The sequence below is a fragment of the Moraxella nasibovis genome, from assembly GCF_029581575.1.
GTDB lineage: Bacteria > Pseudomonadota > Gammaproteobacteria > Pseudomonadales > Moraxellaceae > Moraxella > Moraxella nasibovis.
On sequence record NZ_CP089975.1, the window covers coordinates 1239835 to 1262383 of the forward strand.

17 protein-coding genes are annotated in these 22549 nt (G+C 47.7%); 7 read left to right on the plus strand and 10 right to left on the minus strand.

Going from position 1 to position 22549, the window contains the following annotated elements; genetic code table 11:
- Positions 1–289: 289 nt before the first annotated feature.
- Together LU290_RS05955 and LU290_RS05960 are read right to left on the minus strand one after the other, a co-directional pair.
- The gene (locus LU290_RS05955) at positions 290–847 is read right to left on the minus strand and encodes a DUF4440 domain-containing protein (protein WP_277807702.1); all 558 of its coding nucleotides are present in this window, start codon (positions 845–847) and stop codon (positions 290–292) included.
- A 202-nt stretch (positions 848–1049) separates the two neighbouring features.
- On the minus strand, positions 1050–2216 hold the full coding sequence (locus tag LU290_RS05960) for a CNNM domain-containing protein (RefSeq protein ID WP_277807703.1): 1167 nt from the start codon (positions 2214–2216) through the stop codon (positions 1050–1052).
- A 238-nt stretch (positions 2217–2454) separates the two neighbouring features.
- Between LU290_RS05960 and yajC the strand changes: the two genes are divergently transcribed.
- The 7 genes from yajC (at position 2455) to accC (ending at position 10043) form a co-directional block, all read left to right on the plus strand.
- Positions 2455–2784: a preprotein translocase subunit YajC gene (yajC, locus tag LU290_RS05965; RefSeq protein ID WP_277809570.1), complete on the plus strand. Its 330-nt coding sequence runs from the start codon at positions 2455–2457 to the stop codon at positions 2782–2784.
- 128 nt (positions 2785–2912) lie between these two features.
- Positions 2913–4790, plus strand: coding sequence for a protein translocase subunit SecD (gene secD, locus LU290_RS05970; RefSeq protein WP_277807704.1), 1878 nt, complete (start codon positions 2913–2915; stop codon positions 4788–4790).
- A 9-nt stretch (positions 4791–4799) separates the two neighbouring features.
- A complete protein-coding gene (gene secF, locus LU290_RS05975; protein WP_277807705.1) occupies positions 4800–5936 on the plus strand; it encodes a protein translocase subunit SecF in 1137 nt (378 codons plus the stop codon).
- A gap of 413 nt (positions 5937–6349) precedes the next feature.
- A complete protein-coding gene (locus tag LU290_RS05980; RefSeq protein WP_277807706.1) occupies positions 6350–7258 on the plus strand; it encodes a DMT family transporter in 909 nt (302 codons plus the stop codon).
- A gap of 54 nt (positions 7259–7312) precedes the next feature.
- Positions 7313–7927, plus strand: coding sequence for an LOG family protein (locus tag LU290_RS05985; RefSeq protein ID WP_277807707.1), 615 nt, complete (start codon positions 7313–7315; stop codon positions 7925–7927).
- 328 nt (positions 7928–8255) lie between these two features.
- Positions 8256–8681, plus strand: coding sequence for an acetyl-CoA carboxylase biotin carboxyl carrier protein (gene accB / locus LU290_RS05990; RefSeq protein WP_277807708.1), 426 nt, complete (start codon positions 8256–8258; stop codon positions 8679–8681).
- Positions 8682–8696: 15 nt separating this feature from the next.
- On the plus strand, positions 8697–10043 hold the full coding sequence (gene accC, locus LU290_RS05995; protein ID WP_277807709.1) for an acetyl-CoA carboxylase biotin carboxylase subunit: 1347 nt from the start codon (positions 8697–8699) through the stop codon (positions 10041–10043).
- An 89-nt stretch (positions 10044–10132) separates the two neighbouring features.
- Here the strand turns inward: accC and LU290_RS06000 are convergent, their stop codons facing one another.
- The 8 genes from LU290_RS06000 to lysS all read right to left on the minus strand — a co-directional run bounded on the left by LU290_RS06000 (position 10133) and on the right by lysS (position 22407).
- Complete coding sequence (locus LU290_RS06000; protein ID WP_277807710.1) at positions 10133–10336, minus strand: hypothetical protein; 204 nt, start codon at positions 10334–10336, stop codon at positions 10133–10135.
- Complete coding sequence (locus LU290_RS06005) at positions 10333–11988, minus strand: hypothetical protein (RefSeq protein WP_277807711.1); 1656 nt, start codon at positions 11986–11988, stop codon at positions 10333–10335. The genes LU290_RS06000 and LU290_RS06005 overlap by 4 nt, the downstream gene beginning before the upstream one ends.
- 9 nt (positions 11989–11997) lie before the next feature.
- Positions 11998–14409, minus strand: coding sequence for a hypothetical protein (locus LU290_RS06010; RefSeq protein ID WP_277807712.1), 2412 nt, complete (start codon positions 14407–14409; stop codon positions 11998–12000).
- Between the two features lie 138 nt (positions 14410–14547).
- Complete coding sequence (locus LU290_RS06015; RefSeq protein ID WP_277807713.1) at positions 14548–15420, minus strand: LysR family transcriptional regulator; 873 nt, start codon at positions 15418–15420, stop codon at positions 14548–14550.
- A 311-nt stretch (positions 15421–15731) separates the two neighbouring features.
- Positions 15732–17873 carry a DNA polymerase III subunit gamma/tau gene (gene dnaX, locus LU290_RS06020; RefSeq protein ID WP_277809571.1) on the minus strand — a complete coding sequence of 714 codons (2142 nt, stop codon included), beginning with the start codon at positions 17871–17873 and terminating at the stop codon, positions 15732–15734.
- Between the two features lie 196 nt (positions 17874–18069).
- Entirely contained in the window at positions 18070–18849 is a 780-nt protein-coding gene (locus LU290_RS06025) for an NRDE family protein (protein ID WP_277807714.1), read from the minus strand.
- Between the two features lie 148 nt (positions 18850–18997).
- Positions 18998–20677 (minus strand): fatty acid--CoA ligase, encoded by a 1680-nt coding sequence (locus LU290_RS06030; protein WP_277807715.1) that lies wholly within the window; start codon positions 20675–20677, stop codon positions 18998–19000.
- Between the two features lie 212 nt (positions 20678–20889).
- Entirely contained in the window at positions 20890–22407 is a 1518-nt protein-coding gene (gene lysS, locus LU290_RS06035; protein ID WP_277807716.1) for a lysine--tRNA ligase, read from the minus strand.
- Positions 22408–22549 lie beyond the last annotated feature (142 nt).

Consider the following 22549-nt stretch of genomic DNA (forward strand, 5'->3'; position numbering starts at 1 on the left):
AATAAATCAAAAAAGCTACGCAATCATTATTCAAAAATTAAAAATCATTGCTAAAAATTGTCAAAATGCTCAGCCTAAGATACTGGCATCGGCAATGGCTTATAATGCCTTATTTTTCATGGATTATCAACCGTCAAAGTGAATTTTTACCCACAAAAAAGCCGTCGGTCATGCTTATTTTACAAAACACAACCGACGGCAAACATTGCGCAAAATTTTGGTGAGACTTAGGATAATTTCTCAGTCATTGTTGATTTTGACTACTTTTGGCTTAGCTGACATTAGTAGCTTAGTTAATGACGACTTGCGCCGACGATCTGAGTAGCACCGTACTTGCGCCAGACTCAGTCAGGGTGACTTTGGAAGTGGTCACCAGTCGCACAGGTTTGCCATCTTCCGTCCAAGTCTCAGTCGTCACAACCTGCGCACGAGCCTGACCACCAACAATCACGACATCACTGATGCGAATGTCGTAGCGATAATTCTTTGATTTTGCCCAGCTTTTTTGTAAATATTGCAAATAAGCGTTTTTACTCAGGTCGGCAGAATTACCATTGCGAGTCATTTTGATGATGGCATCGTCCGAGATGAGACGAGAGATTTGCCCAATGTTTTGGCTGTTGGCGGCTTGATTCATGGCGGCGGCATAAGCTTGTACAGACGACTCGCCGATGGCATAAGCTGGCGTACTGATGAAAGGCGATGCGCCAAGCGCCAAAGCCAAACCCAGCCCCACAGAATGCGACAAAGGCTTGCCAGTCAGTTTGCCTGCGGCACCGATGGCAGCAGTCAAAGCACCGACCATCATGCCTTTTTTGATGAGATGTTTTTTGTTATGTTGAGTCATGATAAACCCTTTTTGTCTTGATCCGTGGATCGTGTGTGTTGGTTAATTAAGACGAATTTGAAATTTAAAACACCAAATCGTCTTAGCATTTAGCCTAAATCCTAAATGTAGCATAGCAAAACGATTTTAAACAATCATGGCTAAATGTAACAAATTGTTGCAATTTTGGGAGAATCCTGTACCAGACGCAGCGAGTTCGCCATTAAGATTCCACTTGTTCAAGCTTGGCACCGATGCGATCCATGCGTCTGTCCATCAGCTGTCTTGCCAAAGTCTGCATGTCATCAACACGGTCAAATTCATCGACGATTTCAAGACCAAGTAAAGTCTCCAAGACATCTTCAAGACTCACCAAACCCTTCACCTCGCCAAACTCACCCACCGCCAAGGCAATATGAATGCGCTGTTTTAGCATCATGTCAAGCAAATCAAACAACTTCATCTTAGCAAACACAAAGGGAATGTCACGGCGAAATTTGCTCAAAGGCGTGTGAATGTCTTGGTTTGCCTTGGCGATGAGCAGGTCGGATTTGAGCACAAAGCCTGTGGCATTATCCAAGTCTTCATTAAAAATCGGAAAGCGAGAAAACGGCAGCTTTGGCAAATTGGCAAACACATCGCCCACCGTCATCTTTTCATCAAATGCCATCATCACCGAACGGGGCGTGACGATGTCCTCGACATTGATCATGCTAAGCGCCAGAGAGTTTTTGATGATGCGTGTTTCAAGCTCGCTCATCTGTCCCAAGCTTTCACCTTGATTGGCAAGGGCGATGAACTCATGGCGGCTGAAAGTCGATTCGGTGTTGCCACGAGTTAAAAGACGAGAGATTTTCTCCGCCACCCAAACGATCGGCATGAGTGTGATATTGATAAAGCGCACATAATACGCCACTGGCATGGCAAAGCGGCGCCAGTAGGTTGTGCCCAGCGTCTTTGGAATGATCTCTGTACCAATCAAAATCACCAAAGTCATCACTGCACTAAACACCCCAAACCAAGCACTACCAAAGACGATGGTCGCCTGAGCGCCCGCACCCAGCGAGCCTAGCGTGTGAGCGATGGTGTTTAAGGTTAAGATGGATGAGATGGACTTTTCGATGTTGTTGATTTTGACATTTTCTAGCAAAGTGGCGGCTTTTGGGTTGTCCTCTTTGAGCGTATCGACATACGATGGCGTCATGGTCAAAAGCGTCGCCTCCGACACCGAACAGATGAACGAAAAAACCAAAGACAGCGAAATAAAAAAAACAAGCAGTGCAATGTTGGTTGCGGTCGGGGCGGTGTCATTAGCCAGTGCGGCAGAAGACAAAGAGATGAGCCCAAAAAAAACTAAAAACTGAATCAAGCGTGTTCGGTGACGGGACATATAAATCTTTCAATAAACGAAGGATTTGTTATATTAAGGCAAAACCGCCCAGACTGCAAGCGTCAAAATGTTGTATTTGGTAACTTGATGAATGTTTGATTCACCATTTGAGCAAAATCCACGCCATGAAAAGTGAAATTACATGGCGAGATTGCGTAATTTTGTGGTATGATATGCGTTATTTTTGCCTTTGGCATCGTCAATTTTAGTTTCTTTTCGCTTAAAGGAGTCTTTTATGTTGGAATTATTCATCACAAATGCACACGCCGCCCCTGCTGCTGGTGCTGAACCGAATGTCTTTTTGCAATTTTTGCCGATGATTGCGATTTTTGCGATTTTTTATTTTTTGGTCATTCGTCCGCAGTCAAAGCAAAGAAAGCAGCACCGTGCGATGGTAGATAGCCTAGCTGTGGGCAATGAAGTCTTGTTCGCGGGCGGTTTGATGGGTAAAATCACCAAAATCGATGGCGACTACGCTACCGTCGCTCTAAATCCCACCAACTCAATCAAAATCCAGCGTGCAAGCGTCATCAGCGTCCTTCCTACTGGCACGATTGACAATCTATAATCACTTTTGCAAAACTTGTCTTGGCAGGTTTTGCTTTTTTCATTGTTTATCTTGCACAAAGCTTATGGCATGAAAAAAGACTGTCGGTCGTTTTGGTGCCATTTGTGCCTTAACCATAAGAATACTCTATGCAATACCCTGCTTGGAAATACATACTCATCGCTGTGGTGTTGGTCATTTCTGGCTTATACGCCCTACCAAATCTTTATCCAGATGAGCCTGCGGTACAGATCACGGGCGCATCTGCTGGCGTACAACTCACCGAAGATGTCTTAACGCAATCACAAGCCCTGCTTGATCAAGCTGGGCTTGCGCACCATGACGGCAGCTTTGCCGATAACAGCGCGTTGGTGCGTCTGTCCACCGCCGAAGACCAATTAAAAGCCCAAGAAGTGCTGCGTCGTGAGCTTGGCGACAACTATGTCGTAGCGCTCAATTTGGCGCAGACGACGCCTGAGTGGCTAAGAAACATCGGCGCCAAACCGATGAAACTGGGTCTTGACCTGCGTGGCGGTGTGCGTTTCGTGCTTGAAGTGGACATGGCAAAAGCGCTTGAACAGCGACTTGCCACCGCAAGCCAAGATGTGCGCCGCATTTTGCGCAGCGAAAAAATCGCCGTCAAAAGCCTACGCACCACCGAAAATGGCATGATGCTCATCTTTGATGGCAATGACGCTCGCGATCGCGCACAAAACCTATTGCAAAGCAATATGGCAAATGACTTTGTGTTGCGCCCCCTAGCGGATGTTGAAGGCGCTGCCTTAGAGATGACCTACACCGAGACTCGTCTTGATGAAATCAATCAATACGCCGTCGGACAAAACTTAACCACCCTACGAAACCGTATCAATGAGCTTGGCGTGGCAGAAGCTTTGGTGCAGTCACAAGGTGCTAACCGCATTGTCGTTGAGCTGCCGGGTGTACAAGACACCGCCGAAGCCAAGCGTGTACTTGGTCGTACCGCAAACCTAGAATTCCGTATGGTGAGCGATGACGCCGACAGCTTTACTGGTGGCATTGCCCCCGCTGGCACAGAAGCCTATCCGTTTGGCGATTTGAATGGTCCGCCCATTTTGCTAAACCGTCAAGCCATCGTCACAGGTGAAAAAGTACAAGGCGCACAAGCAGGCCTAGATGAAAACGGTCGTCCACAAGTATCCATCAATCTAGATGCCGCTGGCGGTCGCCTGATGCAAAACGCCACTCGCACCGCTGTCGGCAAACAAATGGCGGTATTGTTCATCGAAAACAAACAGCGCATCAGCTACGAACAAGACCCTGTCACAGGCGAGACCAAAGAAGTGCGTACGCCTTATGCTGAGACTCGTGTGATCAACCGTGCCACGATTAACGCCGTACTAGGCTCATCTTTTGTCATCACAGGTCTGGATTCAGCGGCAGAAGCTGATGAGCTTGCTCTGCTACTTCGCTCAGGGGCATTGGCAGCGCCGATGTACTTTGTCGAAGAGCGCACCATCGGTCCTTCACTGGGTCAAGACAACATTGACAAAGGTCTGATGGCATCACAAATCGGCTATCTGCTGGTGTTTTTATGGATGGTGGTGTTCTATCGTGCTTGCGGTGTGATCGCCAACATTGCCCTTGCCCTAAACATCGTCATGCTTGCTGCCATCATGTCCATCTTGGGTTCAGCATTGACCCTACCGGGCATTGCAGGTATCGTACTGACCATGGGTATGGCGGTGGATGCCAATGTGCTGATCTTTGAGCGCATTCGTGAAGAGCTCGATGCAGGCGTACGACCTAAGGCTGCGATTGTGGCAGGCTTTGACAGAGCGTTTAGTGCGATTTTTGATGGGCAAATCACCACCTTGCTTGTGGCGTTCATTCTGTTTGCCATCGGTACAGGTCCGATTAAAGGCTTTGCGGTGACGCTTGCCATCGGTATCGTCACTTCCATGTTTACCGCCATCACCGTGACTCGTGCGCTCATGCAGCTATGGTATGGTAATCGCAAAAACTTAACAAAAATCAGCATCGGTTAGGAGTGCATCATGACTAATGAAAATAATCCAATCGAGCAGCCATTAAGCGCCAAAGAAGAGCGTCGTCGCCGTGGTCCACGCCGTGACGGCAAAGGCAGCAACGCCCGAGCCAACGAAGAGGCGCTTGCAGGTCAAGACATCATCACCACAGATGAGGTCGCCGAAAAGGCAGGCGGCGCAAAATTGATCGGCAACCGTCGCATTTTGCCATTCATGAAATTTGAAATACCGATGATGGTGTTTTCCGTCCTTTTGGTCATCGCAAGTATTGCCGCCATCGCATTTAAAGGTCTAAACCTAGGTCTTGATTTCACTGGCGGTGTGTCGGCAGATGTGCGCTATGAGCAGCCTGTCGAGCAAGCGCAGGTGGTCTCCGCTTTGTCAGACAAAGGCTTTGATGATGCGGTGGTGCAGTATCTTGGCACTCGTAGCGAGCTTTTGGTACGCCTACCACCCCAAGACAGCAAAGATCCAGAAGGTCTAAGTCAAGAGCTGTCGGAGGCGCTGAATTTACCATCTAATGCCGCTGCGGTGGATAACATCAGCATCATCGGCAGTCAGGTGGGCAATGAGGTGTATCTGGACGCACTCTTGGCACTGGGGCTGGCACTTGGCTTAATGATGATCTATGTGTCGATCCGCTTTCAGTTTAAGCTTGCCTTGGGTGCGGTGCTGGCACTCTTACACGATGTGATCGTGGTGTGTGGTTTGTTTGCCATCTTTGGTTGGCCGTTTGACCTGACTGTACTTGCCGCTGTGCTTGCCTTGATTGGTTATTCGGTGAACGACACCATCGTCGTTTATGACCGCATCCGTGAAAACTTCCGCCGTGTGCGTGGACTTACGCCCTACCAAGTGGTTGATTTATCACTCACTGAGACGCTGCGCCGTACCATCATGACCGCAGGGACGGTCTTTGTGGTGGTGCTTGCGCTCTTATTCATGGGTGGTGACAGTCTGTTTTGGTTTGCCTTGGCGCAGTTCATCGGTACGATTGCAGGTACTTATTCATCGGTGTACATCGCAAGCTCAATTCCACTGCGCATGGGGATATCAAGAGAAGACTTCGTGGTGCAGGTCAAGCCTGAGTTTGAAGAAGAAGTGGTGGTATTTGCTGATCCCGAGCTTCAAAACAGCAAAGACTAAGAATCAATGTATTGTTGTAACCACAAAAAGCTCCGAGATGACACTCGGGGCTTTTTATTATGCCTTGCTAAAATAATCTTATACCAGCGAACTTTTAAACTTTAAAATGACCACAAAATTTGATTTTGGACGGTAGGGGCGAAACATTTTTCGCCCAATAAAAATAAAGCAATAACAATTTACACCTACAAGCATATTAAAAATCAACCTCTGTGAACTTACGGTCCTAGGTTGGAGCCAATGCAAAAAAAACCAAACAAATTCAATAAATTATGCCATAAACGGTGGGCATAGCCCACCCCACAAAGCTGTATTGCTTTATCAGTTTGGTGGATTAAGACCAACCACCGTTTTTACAATTTTAAGATGAATTGAGTATAATAGACCATTTTTTATTGCCATCATTTGCCATCATGACCACAATCCACCGATTTTTTGAGCATCTTTCCCCAAAAACCCAAGGCTACCTACTCGTGCTATTCACCATGTGTGTATGGGGGAGTTTTAGCCTGCTGTCTCGTGTGACGGTGCGCTGGCAGGTGTCGGTGTGGGATGTGATTGCCATGCGTTTTGCCTTCGCTGCCATAATTTTGTTGCCGATTTTATGGCTTAATAAAGACTGGCGGTTTTTGCTGCATTGGCGAGCTGTCGTGCTTGCCATCATCGGTGGCGTGGGATATAGCTGTTTGGTGTACACTGGCTTTACCTTAGCACCTGTGGTACATGGGGCGGTGTTTTTAAATGGCATGATTCCTGTGGCGACAGCCTTGCTGCTTTGGCTGATTTTTAAAATACGCCCCGATACCGACACCAAAATCGCCCTAATCATCATCAGCCTGACTCTATGCGCCATGGCTGCGATGATTTTGATGGGGGCGTATCATTTTAATGTGGGCGATGTGATTTTTGTCAGCTGTGCCTTTTGTTGGGCGGCGTTTAGTATTTTATTAAAAGAGTGGCAATTTACGCCATGGCAGACCATGTGCAGCAGCGTCATCTGGTCGGCGTTGATCTATTTGCCGATTTATGCGCTGTTTATTGGCTTTTCATCGCCCGATGCCAGTTGGCACCATCTGGCGATTCAGGGTATTTTTCATAGCGTGCTGGTGATGATCGTGGCGACGGTCACTTATGCGATGGCGGTGGCTCGCCTTGGGGCGTTCATGGCAGGTGGACTGTCATCACTTGCACCATTCATCTCAGCGATCCTTGCCGTGCCGCTGCTTGGCGAGCCATTGAACATGGTGATGGTACTTGGTCTCATTGGCATGGGGCTAGGTACGGTACAGCCGTGGCGGTGGCTTGGGCGGCGCAAACATTGACATCGCCTGCCAAGATTTTTACAATAACACAAACCCAAAAGACAGGCTCTCATCATGAAAACTCTCAATAACATTGCCGTATATTGCGGCTCAAATTTTGGCAATACGCCTGATTATTATCATGCCGCCAAGCTCATGGGGCAGACGCTCGCCACACAGCACATCAGGCTCATCTATGGTGGTGGCAATGTCGGCTTGATGGGCACCATCGCCGACAGCGTGCTGGCACATGGTGGTGAAGTCACGGGCGTGATTCCCACTTTTTTAAAACAAAAAGAAGTGGCGCACACCGCTCTTAACGAACTCATCGAGACCGCCGACATGGCGACACGCAAGTACAAAATGATCGAGCTTGCTGACGGCTTCATCGCCATGGCAGGTGGCATCGGCACGCTAGAAGAACTGTACGAAGTGCTATCCTTGTTGCAACTACGCCAGCATGACAAGCCTGTGGGTATTTTAAATACTCATGGATTTTTTGACCCATTCTTGGCAAGTCTGCAAAAATACGCCGATGAAGGCTTTATGCCACAGGCAAACCTAGATCTCATCTGCGTCTCTGACGACCCTGCCGATTTATTAGAACGAATGCGCCATTTTGAATTTGTCGATGCACAAAAATGGGTGCGCCCTGCTTGGCTTGACCAGCAAGACATTCCCACTTGGTGATCGGCAAAATACGCTTGATGACCTCCATACACCAAGCCAAAAGTCACTTGCATTCACTCATCCATGGCATGAAGTTTTTGGCTTGATGACAAATTTGGCAAATTTTTATGAATTTTTGGTAAATTGTAAAAAAATAATACAAAAAACACTTGCAATAAAATAAAACGAATGTACACTATATTCATCAAAAAATGCGTGATGGTTCGTGTTTTTTTAAGTTTCGCAGAATGACATCTTAACTTAGCTTTTGACTAGGCGTTTTTGAAAAAATTTGTTACAATAAACAGATGTTATTCGTTTCTTTATTTTATTTTACAAGGTGGTGGCTATGGACATCAAAAAAATTCGTGAACTGATTGATTTAATGGAAGAAAAAGATTTGGTAAATCTTGAATATGGTCATGACGATAATTATGTCAATCTGACTCGCAATGTCGCCGTCCATACCATCGCCGCAGCCCCTGTTGCCAGCGCACCTGCCGCAGCCCCTGTTGCCAGTGCGCCAAAAGCGCCGAGTGGCAAGGTTGAGACCTCTCCGATGGTGGGCGTGTTTTATTCAGCCCCTAGCCCAAATGATCCGCCTTTTGTCAAAGTGGGTCAAAAAGTACAAGCTGGCGATCAGCTGGGTATCATTGAAGCCATGAAAATCATGAACCCACTAGAAGCCACGCAAAGCGGTATCATTGAAGAGATTTTGGTGAATAATGCCGATGTGGTGCAATTTGGTCAGCCTGTGATTCGTTATAAGGCTTAATTTGGGAAGTTTGTCATGATTAAAAAACTTCTGATTGCCAACCGAGGCGAGATTGCCCTGCGCATCGTGCGAGCGTGCAAACAGCTTGGCATACAGACGGTGGGCGTGTACTCTACGGCAGATAAGGATTTGATGCATTTGCGCTTTGTGGATGAAGCGGTGTGCATTGGCAACGCCCCTTCTGCCCAAAGCTATCTGAACATGAACGCCCTGCTTTCTGCCGCAGAAATCACAGGCGCGGACGCCATTCACCCCGGTTATGGTTTTTTGTCCGAGAATGCTGAATTTGCCGAAAAAGTTGAAGAAGCAGGCTTGACTTTTGTAGGTCCTCACGCTGACCACATTCGCTTGATGGGTAATAAAGTCTCCGCCATCAATGCCATGAAAAAAGCAGGCGTGCCGACCGTGCCTGGTTCTGTGGGTGCGATCACTTTGCACAATGCCGAAGAGCAAGCCAAAAACATCGGCTTTCCGCTGATTGTCAAGGCGGCAGCTGGTGGCGGTGGGCGTGGTATGCGTGTGGTGGAACGCTTTGAAGAGCTGATCAACCAAGTGCAAGCCGCCAAAGCCGAAGCTGAGAGTGCTTTTGGTGATGATACGGTCTATATGGAGCGTTTCTTAAAAAACCCACGCCATGTAGAAGTGCAAGTGCTTGGCGATGGCAATGGCAACGCCCTACACCTGTTTGATCGTGATTGCTCACTACAACGCCGTCATCAAAAGGTGCTAGAAGAAGCTCCTGCCCCTGGCATTCCTGACGACATCAGGCAGCCGATTTTGGACGCTTGTGTGCGTGCGTGCGAGCAGATCAAATATCGTGGTGCGGGTACTTTTGAGTTTTTGTACGAAGATGGTCAGTTTTTCTTTATTGAAATGAACACTCGTGTGCAGGTCGAGCACCCTGTGACTGAGATGATCACAGGCATCGATGTCATCGTCGAGCAGCTAAAAATTGCCGCAGGCTATGGACTGTCCTATCATCAAGACGAGATCACCATCCATGGTCATGCCATCGAATGTCGCATCAACGCCGAAGATCCTAAAACCTTCATGCCGTGCCCTGGTCGCATTGACAATCTGTTTGCCCCAAGTGGCTCAGGCGTGCGCTTTGACAGCCACCTGTATCAAGGGTATAGCATTCCAAGCTACTATGACTCCATGATTGGTAAGCTCATCTGTCACGCTCAGACTCGTCGCCAAGCTGTTGCTAAGATGCTGCATGCGCTTGATGAGCTGGTGATCGAAGGCATTAAGACAAACATTCCTTTGCACCGAGATGTGATTTTGCAAGATGAAAATTTTGCCAACGAAGCGCAAAACATTCACTATCTGGAAAATCATCTTTTAAAACCGCAAAGCTGATGGCAAGTTTTATTGTCATTTTCATAAAAAAAGACGCACCGAATGATGCGTCTTTTTTGTGTGCAAGAACAAGCCAAAAACTAGGTAGCCTAACCTTGACATACACACCCAGAAAGCGTCTTTGACCGCCACTGCCGCTTGATGCAGATGAACCGCCACAGCTGCCGCTGCTTGGCGATGGTGTATTTTTGGCGTGTGGCTTTCTTGGCCAGACGATTGGCACGCAGCTTGGCAGGATGCGGGCGCCTTTTGCGCTTGGTCATGCGTTTATTGGCGATGGTTCTTTTGTTCATTCCTCACCACCTAATTGCAACAAAAGCTGCAAAGGTGTATCAAGTCTATCTGCCATGCGCTCACGCCACTCGTACAGATTGACGCTATTTGTGGCATTTGGGGTGTGATGCTGTGCTGGCAAGCGTTCAAACTCGTGCTTGGCATAGGGCTTGATGACCGTAAACACATCGACAAATGCAGGCGTATTTTTTAAAGTCAGACGAGCAAAAGCACCACCAGACAAATAGTGACGCTCATGCAGCCAGCTGATACGCCCTGCGTGTACGCCATAGTGCTGCACTGGTTCATGGGCGGAGTTGAATGCGCTCTCACCCCCATACAGCTTGGCATAGTAGTCATCAATGCGGTACTTGATGAGCGCCAACAGTCGCTGCATCAGCGCTTTGCTGTTGTATTGAGATGAATCTTCTTCATTGTCATTTTGCGTGGCTGCGTGCGCCAAGATCACCTCAATGTCACCCTCGCCACCAAGCTGATACTGCTGCGGCAGCATCTCTTCGATAAGCTCTGGGTATTTGGCGGTGATGTCTTGATACAGCGTGTCATAAAAAACATAGCGACTGTACGCACGCATCTTTGAGTCTGGGGATTTTTGGATGATGGTGGTGGTATTGGCGATTGTACGCTGCACCCCCTCATCTGTCATCTCAGCAAAATGTGGCAAATCCAGCACACTTTGAGCGCCCACCAGCTGAACACTGCCCTCATCAAGCACTTCAAGGCTCTCAGCCTTAGCATGGGCATAAGCTTTGATGAAATCTTTGGCAAAACCCTTAGGCAAACTGCCATCTTCAAGCGTGATGGCAAGCCACTTGTTTTGCCACTGGTCGCCCAGCTCCTTATCGACCGCTTGGCTATTGATGAATGCCGCATTGTCCGCCCACAGATAAAGCGTGCCTGCCTTCAAATCCACATAAATCGGCTGATTGATGCTTGCTTTTAGATTTTTGCTGTCATAAGTAAACTTTGGCAAGGCTGTCAGCACCCCTGCCAAAGGCTGATAACTGCCAGTGATGGTGGTCTTGCTAGGCTTGATGAGATACTCATTGATGAGCTGAGATTTTTTGACATCTAATGCAGTAGGCATGTCGCTTTGCTCATCTGTTTCGTTGGCGATTTGTGCGCCCACATGTGCCACAAGATCACTTTGCAGGGCTGTACTTAGCGCCTCAGGGCTTAGATTTTTGTTATTTTCATAAAACGCCTCGAAGTCGTAAGGCTGATAGCGACTCACGCCCGTGCGTGCCTCGACACACGCCAGATAGTCTTCTTTGATTGTTAGGGCAATCCCTGTCTTATCATTAGCGACAGTGGCGGCGTGAACGCCTGCTTGCTCGGCTGCCTTTTCTGCACTGAGCATCGCCACATAGGCGGTGTCATGCACGCTTTCACAGCTTTCATCTGGCTGGCTTTGGCTAAGATGATGAGATGGGCCAGATGGGTAAATTGTCGTTTCATAGCCAAAGGAAGTGCGCAGCTGCGACTTGACCGTCTGTTTTAGTGTGTCTTTGGCGCTTTGCTTGGCATCAGAGCTGCTTAAATGCCCACCCAAAGACCCCGTCGTAGTACAGCCCGACAAGACGAGCGCCACCGCCACGCTAAGTACGGCGGCTTTATTATTCAGTGCGTGATTAAACTTACAAAGTTTCATGATCATTCCTTAAAAGTCGGCTCGTTCTTGGTCGGCGGTGTCATATTCGTCCACCTGCTGCTCATCCTCATAGTCATCATAAGCATCATCATAGTAGGCAGCTCGTGCTTGCTTTGCCTTGCTGTTTAGGCGAATACTGCTAAGCCATGCCGTGCCATCAAAGCTGTCATTGGTATTAAAACTTTGCTCAAACTTCGTGGCAAGCGGATGAGAAAAAGGCTTATCAGAATAACGAATCTGCCCAATGCTTTGTGTTATTGCCTGCTGCGTGTGGTCGGTCAAGCTGCCTTTGGACTGAATGCCGACAACATCGCCCTTGGCGTCAAGATACACCTGCATGGCATGATGAATGCCGATCGGCAAGACCCCTTCAATGACTTGCAAAACCTTGCCCACATCACCAGTGCGATGACCTTTTTGAATGAGCGTCAGGTCATTGATGAGTCGTGTCATCGCTTGACCTTGCTCGCCTTGATAAAGACTGGCGTTGGCATCGATGTGCGATTTTAAATCCTTAGTCAGGTGCTTGGCGATGGTGGCGATGATCTGCCCACCTTCATGCGAGCCTAAGTCCAGCTTATATGCTTTATGAGCGCCGATCTGCTTGGCAAAACGGTCTTCACGAATGTCTATGGCGGTGATTTTTTCGTCATTGAGACGAGTAAGCCCTTCAATCAAGCCTCGTCGTGCCGCATCATAGAGCATGGCGGTGGGTAGCTTGCCTTGCCATTCATCGGGCAGACCAAAAGTCATCTCTTGATTTGGTAGATCGTTAGGCAGCATCGCCTCGTTTGGTGCGAGCATCGCCATGAGCGGCAAGAGTGCCGACACATCTGCTTTGAATTGGTCGTTGGTGTAGTCAATCATCACAGGCACTTGGATAGAATAATCCAGCGTCGGTGCGTATGAGTCTAGCGAATACAGCTCTTTACTTTGGCGCACGCTTGGCTGATAATGTCCCAACACCGTCACCACCGTGTGGTCGTTTTGGTAGATGTTTTGGGCTTTAAGCTGCTCTGGGGTAAGTTTTAACTGACCAAGCACCATACCCACCATGCCCCCGACAGACGATGGATCGGCAGACACATTATCCGCACCTTCTGCCTTCATGCGCTTATAGGCATCAAAATATTCAGCAGCCTTTGACAGCGGCGTATCAGATGCCACTTGCTGCGGATAAAGGTACGTGGAAATCAAGGCCGCTTGTGATTCTTGCTGTGCGTATGCCGAGGCTAAGGTTTGTACAGGCTTAGGCTGATACGACTCATCAAAAACATCACCAATGACAGCATCCACACACGACACCTGATGAATGAAGTTTTGGGCAAACAGTTCGGCATCTTTGGCATAACTTTTACCTTGTTGTAGCAAATCATGGTTTCGACCATGTGTCGTCATCTGGCACGCTCTTTGCGCCTGAGTATTTTTGAGCTCAAGCTCAGTGGCTATGTCCAGATAATAAAACGGCTCCAAGGACAAGCCTTTGTCATAAATCTGATGACAGCCACGATAATTGACATAAACCAAATCATAGTAATAATAATCATCGCCTTCATAAGACATCTTGTCTCGTGATGCGGACAGAGCTTGACGAATACTGGTATTAAAATCATCCGCACAGACCGCAACCTGCTCAAAGTCTTGGGATACATAACCTCCAAGATGATGCAGTTTTGCCTCATTACCTGCTTTTTTATGGTTTTTAATGAGTTGGTCAAGTGCTAAAAGCTCGGCTTGCACTTGTGCATCGGCGGTGGTGATGGTAGGATTGTCAGCAACCAGACGATCAAGATTGATCGATATTTCCGTGATGTCGCCGTGTAGCCGCGCATTTGCTCCTCGCTGCTCCTCTTGGGCGGCTTGATAAGCGTCGCTCATGCCCTCCGCCCGTGTAAGCCCGCTATCAAAGCCACTGCCTGCCATCTCATCATGATAACGCAGATAAGGCAGACCGCTCACCGACTGCCCAAGATCATCCGCTTGCAGCTGGCTCAAAGCACTCTCTTCGTCCAAGCCCAAATACACCTCTTTGGTACGAAAAACTTCGGTCTGCACTGGCTGATTTTTATAAGCATAAGTCTTGATGGCGCTATTTAGCAAGGTGTCTGCACCCTCATCGATGGTGCCTTCTGTCGTGATGGGCATGACCTTATGATGATGCGTGCCCAGCGAATAACGCTCAGACGCCAGATGACGGCTGATCGCATCGACAAGCTGCGCCTGATTTTGGCGAGCAGGTGATGTCTTAGAGTCGGAAAATAGCTCTCGCACACCCGATGCCTGACTGCTAAGCACATTGGTCTTAGCCAGACTCATCTCTTTGGGGTGTGGCGTGCTTTGACAGGCGGACAGTATGATGGCGCCCACCAAGAAGGCACACGGTTTAAGCAAGGCAGTTTTGGTTTTGATGGTCTGGTGCATGATGAACTCAACGATCCATGAATGATGGCTTAATTATACTAAAATCTGTCCCAATTGCGACTGTTTTTTATAAAAATTTTGCCAGATTTTAACAAAAAAGACCATGCCAACGCACAGTCTTTTTCAATAAATAAAGGCTTATTTGCCAAAGTACGCCGTTAGGATTTCAAGGCACTTTTTGGCTTTGGTGGGTAGTTGATCTTTGGCGACAGCGACAGCGGTCAGGGTCAAAGTTGGCAAGGCGTGGTCGGCAAGCACAGGAACAAGCGTGCCAGATTCGATGTAGGCTTTGGCATTAAGCTCACTCGCCTTGACGATGCCGTAGCCAGATGCCGCCAAAGACAGCGCAATCGACTGGCTGTTGGTGATGAGTCGTGAATTCACTCGGATGCTGAATTTATCGCTGCCTTTTTGAAATTCCAAATGTTCACTCGAACGCTCGCCATGAGCGATGAAAGCATGGCTGGATAAGTCTTTGGGTACGCTGATGGCGTCAAAACGCTGCAAATACTCAGGCGATGCAAGTAGCACCTGACCCACTTTGGTAAGGCTTACGCCCTGTGGGTTTGTCTCCAAGACCAACGCCAAGTCAATGCGGTCTTCGATGATGTCGAGCGCATCACCACGAGAGATGATGTTTAGCGACAGATTTTCATGTTCACTCAGCCACTCACTCAGCGCAGGAATGAGATAAGTACTGGCGATCTCAGGTGAAGTGGCGATGCGCAGACTGCCTGCAATCTCGTCTTTGAGCTGGCTTACACTGTCTCGTCCTTGCTCTGCCGCCTTCACCATCTGCAAAGCCGCATGATACAGGCTCTCCCCCGCCTCACTAAGGCTTAGCTTTCGGGTTGAGCGGTGCAGTAGCGCCACCCCCAAATCCTCTTCAAGCGAGCGAATCTGCTGACTGACTGCACTCGTTGTGATGCCCAATTCCTTGGCAGCACCGCTGAATGACCCGTGACGCACCACACTGGCAAATACCGCCATACCCCGTAATTTTTCTAACATAACACACTCTCTTGTCCGTTGCACTGACCCAAAATCAAAGCCAGGCCATTTGACACACCTCAATCAATCATCCATCTGTCATCGGCGTGCTAAAAGCTTTGATTCAACCCAACAAAATACATTACAACTAATACATTATAACAAATTGGCATGCAGGATTATACAGATAAAATGAATGATTTATATAATTTTTCTGCAAAAACCAAGTTTATTATAGAGCATGACATGGCATTAAGCAAATGTTTCTTGGCATTATTTCAAATGTAAATTTTCTTCATAATATAAATAAATGTTATTTTTGTGTTGTGTTTTTAGGAGTTTAATGTTAATTTACTGCCCGACAAAATGGGATTGCCATCATCGATGATAAAGCCTTGCTGCCAAAGCGCCTGCGTGACAGGGCTTTGGATGAGTTGGTTTTGCGCTCTGATAAGCACGGCAGCTTGGCGCTCTTGTTGCAAGACATAGGGCGTGGCAAGCCTATCAGCATCGCTCAGCAGTGATGGCTCGTCGCCAAGCGTCATCTTTGGCAGGCGTTCACCGATTTTTACTTTGGCGCTGGCAAAGCTTTTGCTGACTTGGGCGTTGTGACTTTCTACATGCAGCGTGCTGACACCGTCGATATCTCCGAGCATTTGGCTATGCATGAGCAGCGCCAGCTCATCGTTATCAAACAGCCCATCTTGACGAGCCTCAGACAGCCAAAAGTCCCATTTTTGTGCATTCCACTCGCCACTCATGTCGGTAGGCGGTGGCAAAAGCTCGGCTTTTAAGGCGCTCTTTTGATCACTGATGGCATCGGCTTGTGTAGGCGGCGCTAAGACTGCATCAGCTTGCACCTGCTCCACCTCTTGAATGGCTAGGCTGGGTGCGTCGCTTGCGGTGGTCGGTGCGTCTTCTTGAATGTTTGGCTGAGCATCTGACGGCTCAGCCATCTCATCGCTTGGTGATGGCTTGCTTGCATCACTGGCGACATTTGGTTGAGCATTGGTTTTGACTTCATCAATTTCATCAATTTCATCAATTTCATCAATTTCATCAATTTCATCAATTTCATCAATTTCATCAATTTCATCAATTTCATCAATTTCATCAATTTCGTTAATTTCGTTAATTTCGTTAATTTCGTTAATTTCGTTAATTTCGTTAATTTCGTTAATTTCGTTAATTTCGTTAATTTCGTTAATTTCGTTAATTTCGTTAATTTCGTTAATTTCGTGAGTTTCGTCGATTTCGGTTTGATTTGATGGCAAATCAGCAGACTCCAATGGCATAGCATTGCTTGCGTCTGTTGGTGCATCGGCTGGCGTCGGCTCGTTTATGGAGTCGGTTTGTATGACGGGGCGTGCCATCTCGCCGACCGCCAAAGGACGAAAGGCAAGCAATCTTAAAACGCCCATTTCTAGCGCCTGCATTGGCGTACTTGCCAGACGCACGCTCTCTCTTGCCCTGATGGCAATCTCATAATACAGCTGCAAGACATCGGCAGGGATTTTTTGTGACAGTTTGGCAAATGCTGCTTTTTGCTCTTCATTTTTATCCATCGACAGTGGCAAATACTGCATCATGGCAAGCTCATGCAAGGCATCGACCAGCTTATCAAGCATCGCCACCGCATCCACCATCTGCTGTCTTAGGCGGGTGATGTGCTCGGCAATGCGGCGAGCATCACCCAAATAAATGTCATCAATCAGCCTAAGCACATCCAAGCCATCGACCAGACCGAGCATCGCATTGACGCTTTCATCGCTGATCTTACCGCCACCAAAGGCGATGGCTTGGTCAGTCAAAGACAGGGCGTCACGCACCGATCCTTTGGCAGACTCGGCAAGCTGCCAAAGCGCCTGCTTGGAAAAACTGACATTTTCTTGATTCAAAATATCCGCCAAATGCTCATGCAGCTGTACCTGTGACATCGGACGCAGCACAAATTGCAAACAGCGGGAGACGATGGTAATGGGCAGTTTTTGCGGGTCGGTGGTGGCTAGGATAAATTTGACATGCTCGGGCGGCTCTTCTAGCGTCTTTAACAATGCATTAAAAGAATGGGTCGAGAGCATATGCACTTCGTCAATCAGATACACCTTGTAGCGCCCTTGCGTGGGAGCATAAGGCACATTTTCAAGCAAATCTCTGGTGTCTTCCACCTTCGTACGACTCGCCGCATCGATCTCAATCAAGTCAATGAATCTGCCAGCATCCACGCTCACACAGGTATCACACACCCCACAAGGCGTACTGGTGATGCCTGTTTCGCAGTTTAGGCATTTGGCAAGGATTCGAGCGATGGTCGTCTTGCCCACACCACGAGTACCTGTGAACAGATAAGCATGGTGCAGCCGCCCTGTGTCAATGGCATTGGCAAGCGCCTGCCAGACATGTTGCTGCCCGAGCAGCTGGCTAAAATCTTTGGGGCGGTATTTTCGGGCTAAGACTTGGTATTGTGACATAATTATTTGGCGCTTTTGCTAAAAGACTTGGTAAAAGACTATTGTAACTTAAAATTCACCAGAATAAAAATTGAATTTATTTTCATACCAAGGAAAGCCACAGGATGAGCATGACTTATCTATTTAGGTTGGATTGGATTGGCATTCAAGTTTTTGGCTATCAATGCTACAAATACCATCATGGCATCGCTCGGCAGTGTCAGTCATTCAAGGCAAAATGCACCGTCTTTATATCTCCCACATCATCGCCCGCTTGGGATTTTTCGTGCCAAGTCAGCGTCTCGTCAGTCATCGCCAGCACATTGGAGACGCAAGTGCCGTAGCCATCTGTCTTAACAAATATCGCCGACAACGCCTTCTCCCATGCCTCATCGATGCCCGTGTTAGGCAGGCGCTCTTGGGTGCGAGCATCTTCCAAGACATCCAAGCCCACCGCCAAAACATCGCCGCCAAGCCTCGTTCCGTCATGCCCGATGAGCGGCAGCAGCTCTTGGGTAAAACGCTTTCGTAAATGCGCCACTTTCGCCCAGTCATCACCCATAAGACCATTAGACAGCACATACACACCGCCATGCAAAGCCTCTGGCGCATGACCTTTGTTGCTCATGTACACCGCCTGCTGCCTATTGCCCACGATGAGATTAAAGCCAGCATAGTCTTGCTGTGTTTTTTGTAGCGCTTTGGCAAACTGCATGGGACTGTCATCAGACTGCAAAAACGCCGTCAAGAGATGCCCACGAGAAGTGGCAAACTTACGCCGATCTCGACCATCTCGATAATTGGTCAGCACCGCCCAGCGTCCAGATTTTGTCACACCAAGCCAAGTTCCCCCTTCTGACAAATCCCTACCTGCATAAAATCTCAAATCCTCTTGATAATCAAGCCCTGCACTTGGTCTGTCATAAAATTCATCACGATTTGAAATCAAAAACAGCGGCACTTGATGACACACTTGCCACGCTAAGGCGACGATACACATGAACAATCCTTATTAAAAACCCAATGATATACTAAGAGTGGAAAACACATCAACCACACGCCACCACACAAAAACAGGGGCGAAAACCTCACCCCTGTCAATCATAGCTACTCGTAGCTGCTCATACTATCTGCGCAGATGACCAAAATCACTCGGCGAACAAACCTTTGGCAAACATGTCTCGCATGACTTTCTTATCAAGCTTGCCGACGCTGGTTTTTGGCAGCTGCTCCAAAAATCTCACTTGGCTTGGTATGCCGTATTTTGGAATCATACCCCGCTCGAATGCCTGCTCAGCCAGCGCCAAAATGTCCTCGGCTTTGGTCTCTTGGCAGTCTGGCTTTTTGACGATGAGTGCCATCGGACGCTCACCCCATTTCTCATCTGGCACGCCGATCACTGCGATGTCTGCCACGCTCGGATGCAGCGACAAAATTGTCTCGATTTCAAGCGACGACACCCACTCGCCACCAGATTTGATGACATCTTTTAGGCGGTCGGTGACTTGCAGATTGCCCTCACGATTTATGTGGGCGATGTCTTGGGTGTGTAGATAGCCGCCCTGCCACAGCTCGTCGCCTGCGTCGTGGTTTTTAAAGTAGCTTTGGGTGAGCCACGGCGCACGCACCACGATCTCGCCAGTAGATTGCTCATCTTGGGCATCGATGCGCTCACCGCCTTGCCACAGCTGAATGTCCACCAGCGCCACAGGCACGCCCGTCTTGGTGCGGCGGATGATGTCTTCATCTTCGCTCAGCACCTCTTTTTGATTGAATGTACTCATCGTGATGACAGGGCAAGTCTCCGACATGCCATAAGCGGTGAACGCCTCCACCCCGTTGGCAACGGCAGTTCTGGCAAGCCCTTCGGTCAGGCGTGAGCCACCGATGATCATCTTTAAGCCATCAAATTTACGCCCACGCTTCGCCATCTCACCCAAAAGCATTTGTAAGATGGTCGGCACGCCATGCGTGAAGGTCACGCCCTTTTGTTCAATCATGTCCACAAGCTTTTCAGGCACATAGCGCCCCGGATAAATCTGCTCGATGCCGATCATCGTTGACATGTATGGCACACCCCAGCCATGCACATGAAACAGCGGCGTCACTGGCATATAGACATCGCCATATCCCAAGCCTTGCTTCTCGGCATTGAGCGCAAAGGCAGTGGTGATGCCAAGCGTGTGCAGCACCAGCTGACGATGGCTGAAAAATACACCCTTTGGATCGCCTGTGGTACCACTGGTATAAAAGGTGGTGGCGATGGTGTTTTCATCAAAATCTGGAAAATCAAAATCTTCGCTGGCAGCAGCAAGCAGTGCCTCGTATTCGCCTGCGCATAAGCTGTGCATGTAGTCAGGAATGGCATTTGGCGCACCATCAAAAGCGCCATCGTCCAGCCAAATGACCTTTTCGACGGACGGCACATCCAAGTGATAATCTTGAATCATCGGCGCAAATTCTGCATTGAGCAGCAGCACCTTAGGCTTGGCATGATTGAGCGTGTACAGCACCTTATCAGGCGACAAGCGAATGTTCACCGTCTGCAAAATGTACTGACTCATCGGCACCGCAAAATAACTCTCCAAATAACGATGCGAATCCCAATCCATCACCGCCACCACATCGCCCGCCTGCAAATCAAGGCTCTTTAAGACATTGGCAAGGCGATTGATGCGCTTGAAAAAGTCAGCATAAGTATAAGTCAGGCGATCAGCATAGTGGATCTTTTGGTCTTTTGATGCGACTTTGGCACGGTTCAAAAGCTGCTTGATGAGTAGCGGATAGGCATAAGCCTCGTGGGCGCTCTGATAGTCTTGATAGTCCATGATATCACTCCTTGATAGTCTTGATGGTAGTTGATGGCGGTCGCTGACCGTTTAGCTACTAGCATAGTGATTTTTCAAAATGTTGTCAATATACATTTCACAAAAAAGCTGTTGCCTTAGGTCGGTACAGTTTTGCCGTCCGCTTGCGACAAGCCCCGCTCATGTCAAAAACATCAAGCGGGGCTATGGCAAATGGTGCGTTTATACGCTCATCACTTATGACGCATATGCGGGAATAAAATCACATCACGAATACTTGGTGCATTAGCAAATAGCATCACCAAACGGTCAATACCAATGCCTTCGCCTGCGGTTGGCGGCAAGCCATATTCAAGGGCTTCAATAAAGTCAGCATCATAATGCATTGCCTCATCATCGCCTGCGTCTTTTTCTGCCACCTGCTGTTTAAAGCGTTCGGCTTGGTCGATTGGGTCATTTAATTCTGAAAAGCCATTGGCAAGTTCTCGTCCGCCAATAAAGAATTCAAAACGGTCGGTAATGTGTGGATTGTCATCATTACGGCGAGCAAGGGGCGAAGTTTCTGCTGGGTATTCAGTAATAAAAGTCGGCTGTCTTAGCTGTGTTTCTACCGTTTCTTCAAACACAATGGTTTGTAATTTACCCAACCCGAACGATGGTTTGACTTCTTCTTTTAACGTATTTTTAACAAAATCCGCCAAGAATTCACGGTCATTGATATTATCCAAAGTCAGATTAGGATTATATTTTAAAATCGCTTCGCTCATTGGGATTTTGGCAAATGGGGCTTTAAAACTAAATACTTCTTCGCCATAAGGGACATCAGTCGTTCCTAAAATATCCATTGCCAATTTTTCAAGCATATTTTCAGTCAATGCCATTAAATCTTTATAATCAGCATAGGCTTGATAAAATTCAATCATCGTAAATTCAGGATTATGACGAGTAGAAACGCCTTCGTTACGGAAGTTACGGTTAATTTCAAATACACGCTCAAAACCGCCAACCACCAAGCGTTTTAAATAAAGCTCTGGGGCAATACGCAAAAACAGCTCCATATCCAAGGCATTATGATGCGTAACAAACGGACGAGCAGATGCACCACCTGGGATAATGTGCATCATTGGCGTTTCAACTTCCATATAGCGTTCATTGGTGAGATATTCACGAATGCCTGCCACCACTTTTGAGCGAATTTCAAAAGTTTTACGGGTTTCTTCGTTCACCATCAAATCTAAATATCGTTGGCGATATTTCACTTCGGTATCGGTCAAACCGTGAAATTTATCAGGAAGTGGGCGCAGTGATTTAGTCAATAATTCAAATTGCTCTAAATGAACATATAAATCGCCTTTGCCAGAACGACCCAAAAAACCTGTGCCAGCTACAATATCGCCCAAATCTAGCGATTTAATCAGCTCCAAAGTATCGGCATCAAGCCCTTTTCTATCGACATAAAGTTGGATACGACCTGTCATATCTTGAATGACGATAAACGAGCCACGATTAAGCATCACTCGTCCTGCGACTTTGGCATACACTTTTTCGCCATTTTCAATGGTTTCTTTATCCACGCCTTCAAATTGGGCTTGTAAATCGCCTGCATAATCTTCACGCTTAAAAGTATTGGGATAAGCGGTTTTGCCATTTTCTTTGGCTTTATTTTCCAAGTCTTTTAATTTGGCGTGGCGTTGGGCGATTAAATCGTTTTCGCTGAGTTGTGTTTCAGGGGTTTGGGTCTCTTTTGACATAATAAAAACCTTTGTTAAATTTTAAAATTAAATGTTTATTTGAATAAGTTCAAGGTATGCGCACACCTTTAAAATCTAAGTTTTTTCAAAAAGATGAGTATATGCACCTTGTGATTTGGTTATTTGGGCTTTGAATGAGATT

What these genes read in the sequence shown, in the direction of transcription:
- LU290_RS05985 (WP_277807707.1), top strand. Translation starts at nt 7,313, where the DNA reads ATGAAAACTCTCAATAACATTGCCGTATATTGCGGCTCAAATTTTGGC.
- secD (WP_277807704.1), top strand. Translation starts at nt 2,913, where the DNA reads ATGCAATACCCTGCTTGGAAATACATACTCATCGCTGTGGTGTTGGTC.
- LU290_RS05980 (WP_277807706.1), top strand. Translation starts at nt 6,350, where the DNA reads ATGACCACAATCCACCGATTTTTTGAGCATCTTTCCCCAAAAACCCAA.
- LU290_RS05955 (WP_277807702.1), bottom strand. Translation starts at nt 847, where the DNA reads ATGACTCAACATAACAAAAAACATCTCATCAAAAAAGGCATGATGGTC.
- LU290_RS06015 (WP_277807713.1), bottom strand. Translation starts at nt 15,420, where the DNA reads ATGTTAGAAAAATTACGGGGTATGGCGGTATTTGCCAGTGTGGTGCGT.
- LU290_RS05960 (WP_277807703.1), bottom strand. Translation starts at nt 2,216, where the DNA reads ATGTCCCGTCACCGAACACGCTTGATTCAGTTTTTAGTTTTTTTTGGG.
- LU290_RS06005 (WP_277807711.1), bottom strand. Translation starts at nt 11,988, where the DNA reads ATGAAACTTTGTAAGTTTAATCACGCACTGAATAATAAAGCCGCCGTA.
- LU290_RS06010 (WP_277807712.1), bottom strand. Translation starts at nt 14,409, where the DNA reads ATGCACCAGACCATCAAAACCAAAACTGCCTTGCTTAAACCGTGTGCC.
- lysS (WP_277807716.1), bottom strand. Translation starts at nt 22,407, where the DNA reads ATGTCAAAAGAGACCCAAACCCCTGAAACACAACTCAGCGAAAACGAT.
- LU290_RS06025 (WP_277807714.1), bottom strand. Translation starts at nt 18,849, where the DNA reads ATGTGTATCGTCGCCTTAGCGTGGCAAGTGTGTCATCAAGTGCCGCTG.
- LU290_RS06000 (WP_277807710.1), bottom strand. Translation starts at nt 10,336, where the DNA reads ATGAACAAAAGAACCATCGCCAATAAACGCATGACCAAGCGCAAAAGG.
- LU290_RS06030 (WP_277807715.1), bottom strand. Translation starts at nt 20,677, where the DNA reads ATGGACTATCAAGACTATCAGAGCGCCCACGAGGCTTATGCCTATCCG.
- secF (WP_277807705.1), top strand. Translation starts at nt 4,800, where the DNA reads ATGACTAATGAAAATAATCCAATCGAGCAGCCATTAAGCGCCAAAGAA.
- accB (WP_277807708.1), top strand. Translation starts at nt 8,256, where the DNA reads ATGGACATCAAAAAAATTCGTGAACTGATTGATTTAATGGAAGAAAAA.
- accC (WP_277807709.1), top strand. Translation starts at nt 8,697, where the DNA reads ATGATTAAAAAACTTCTGATTGCCAACCGAGGCGAGATTGCCCTGCGC.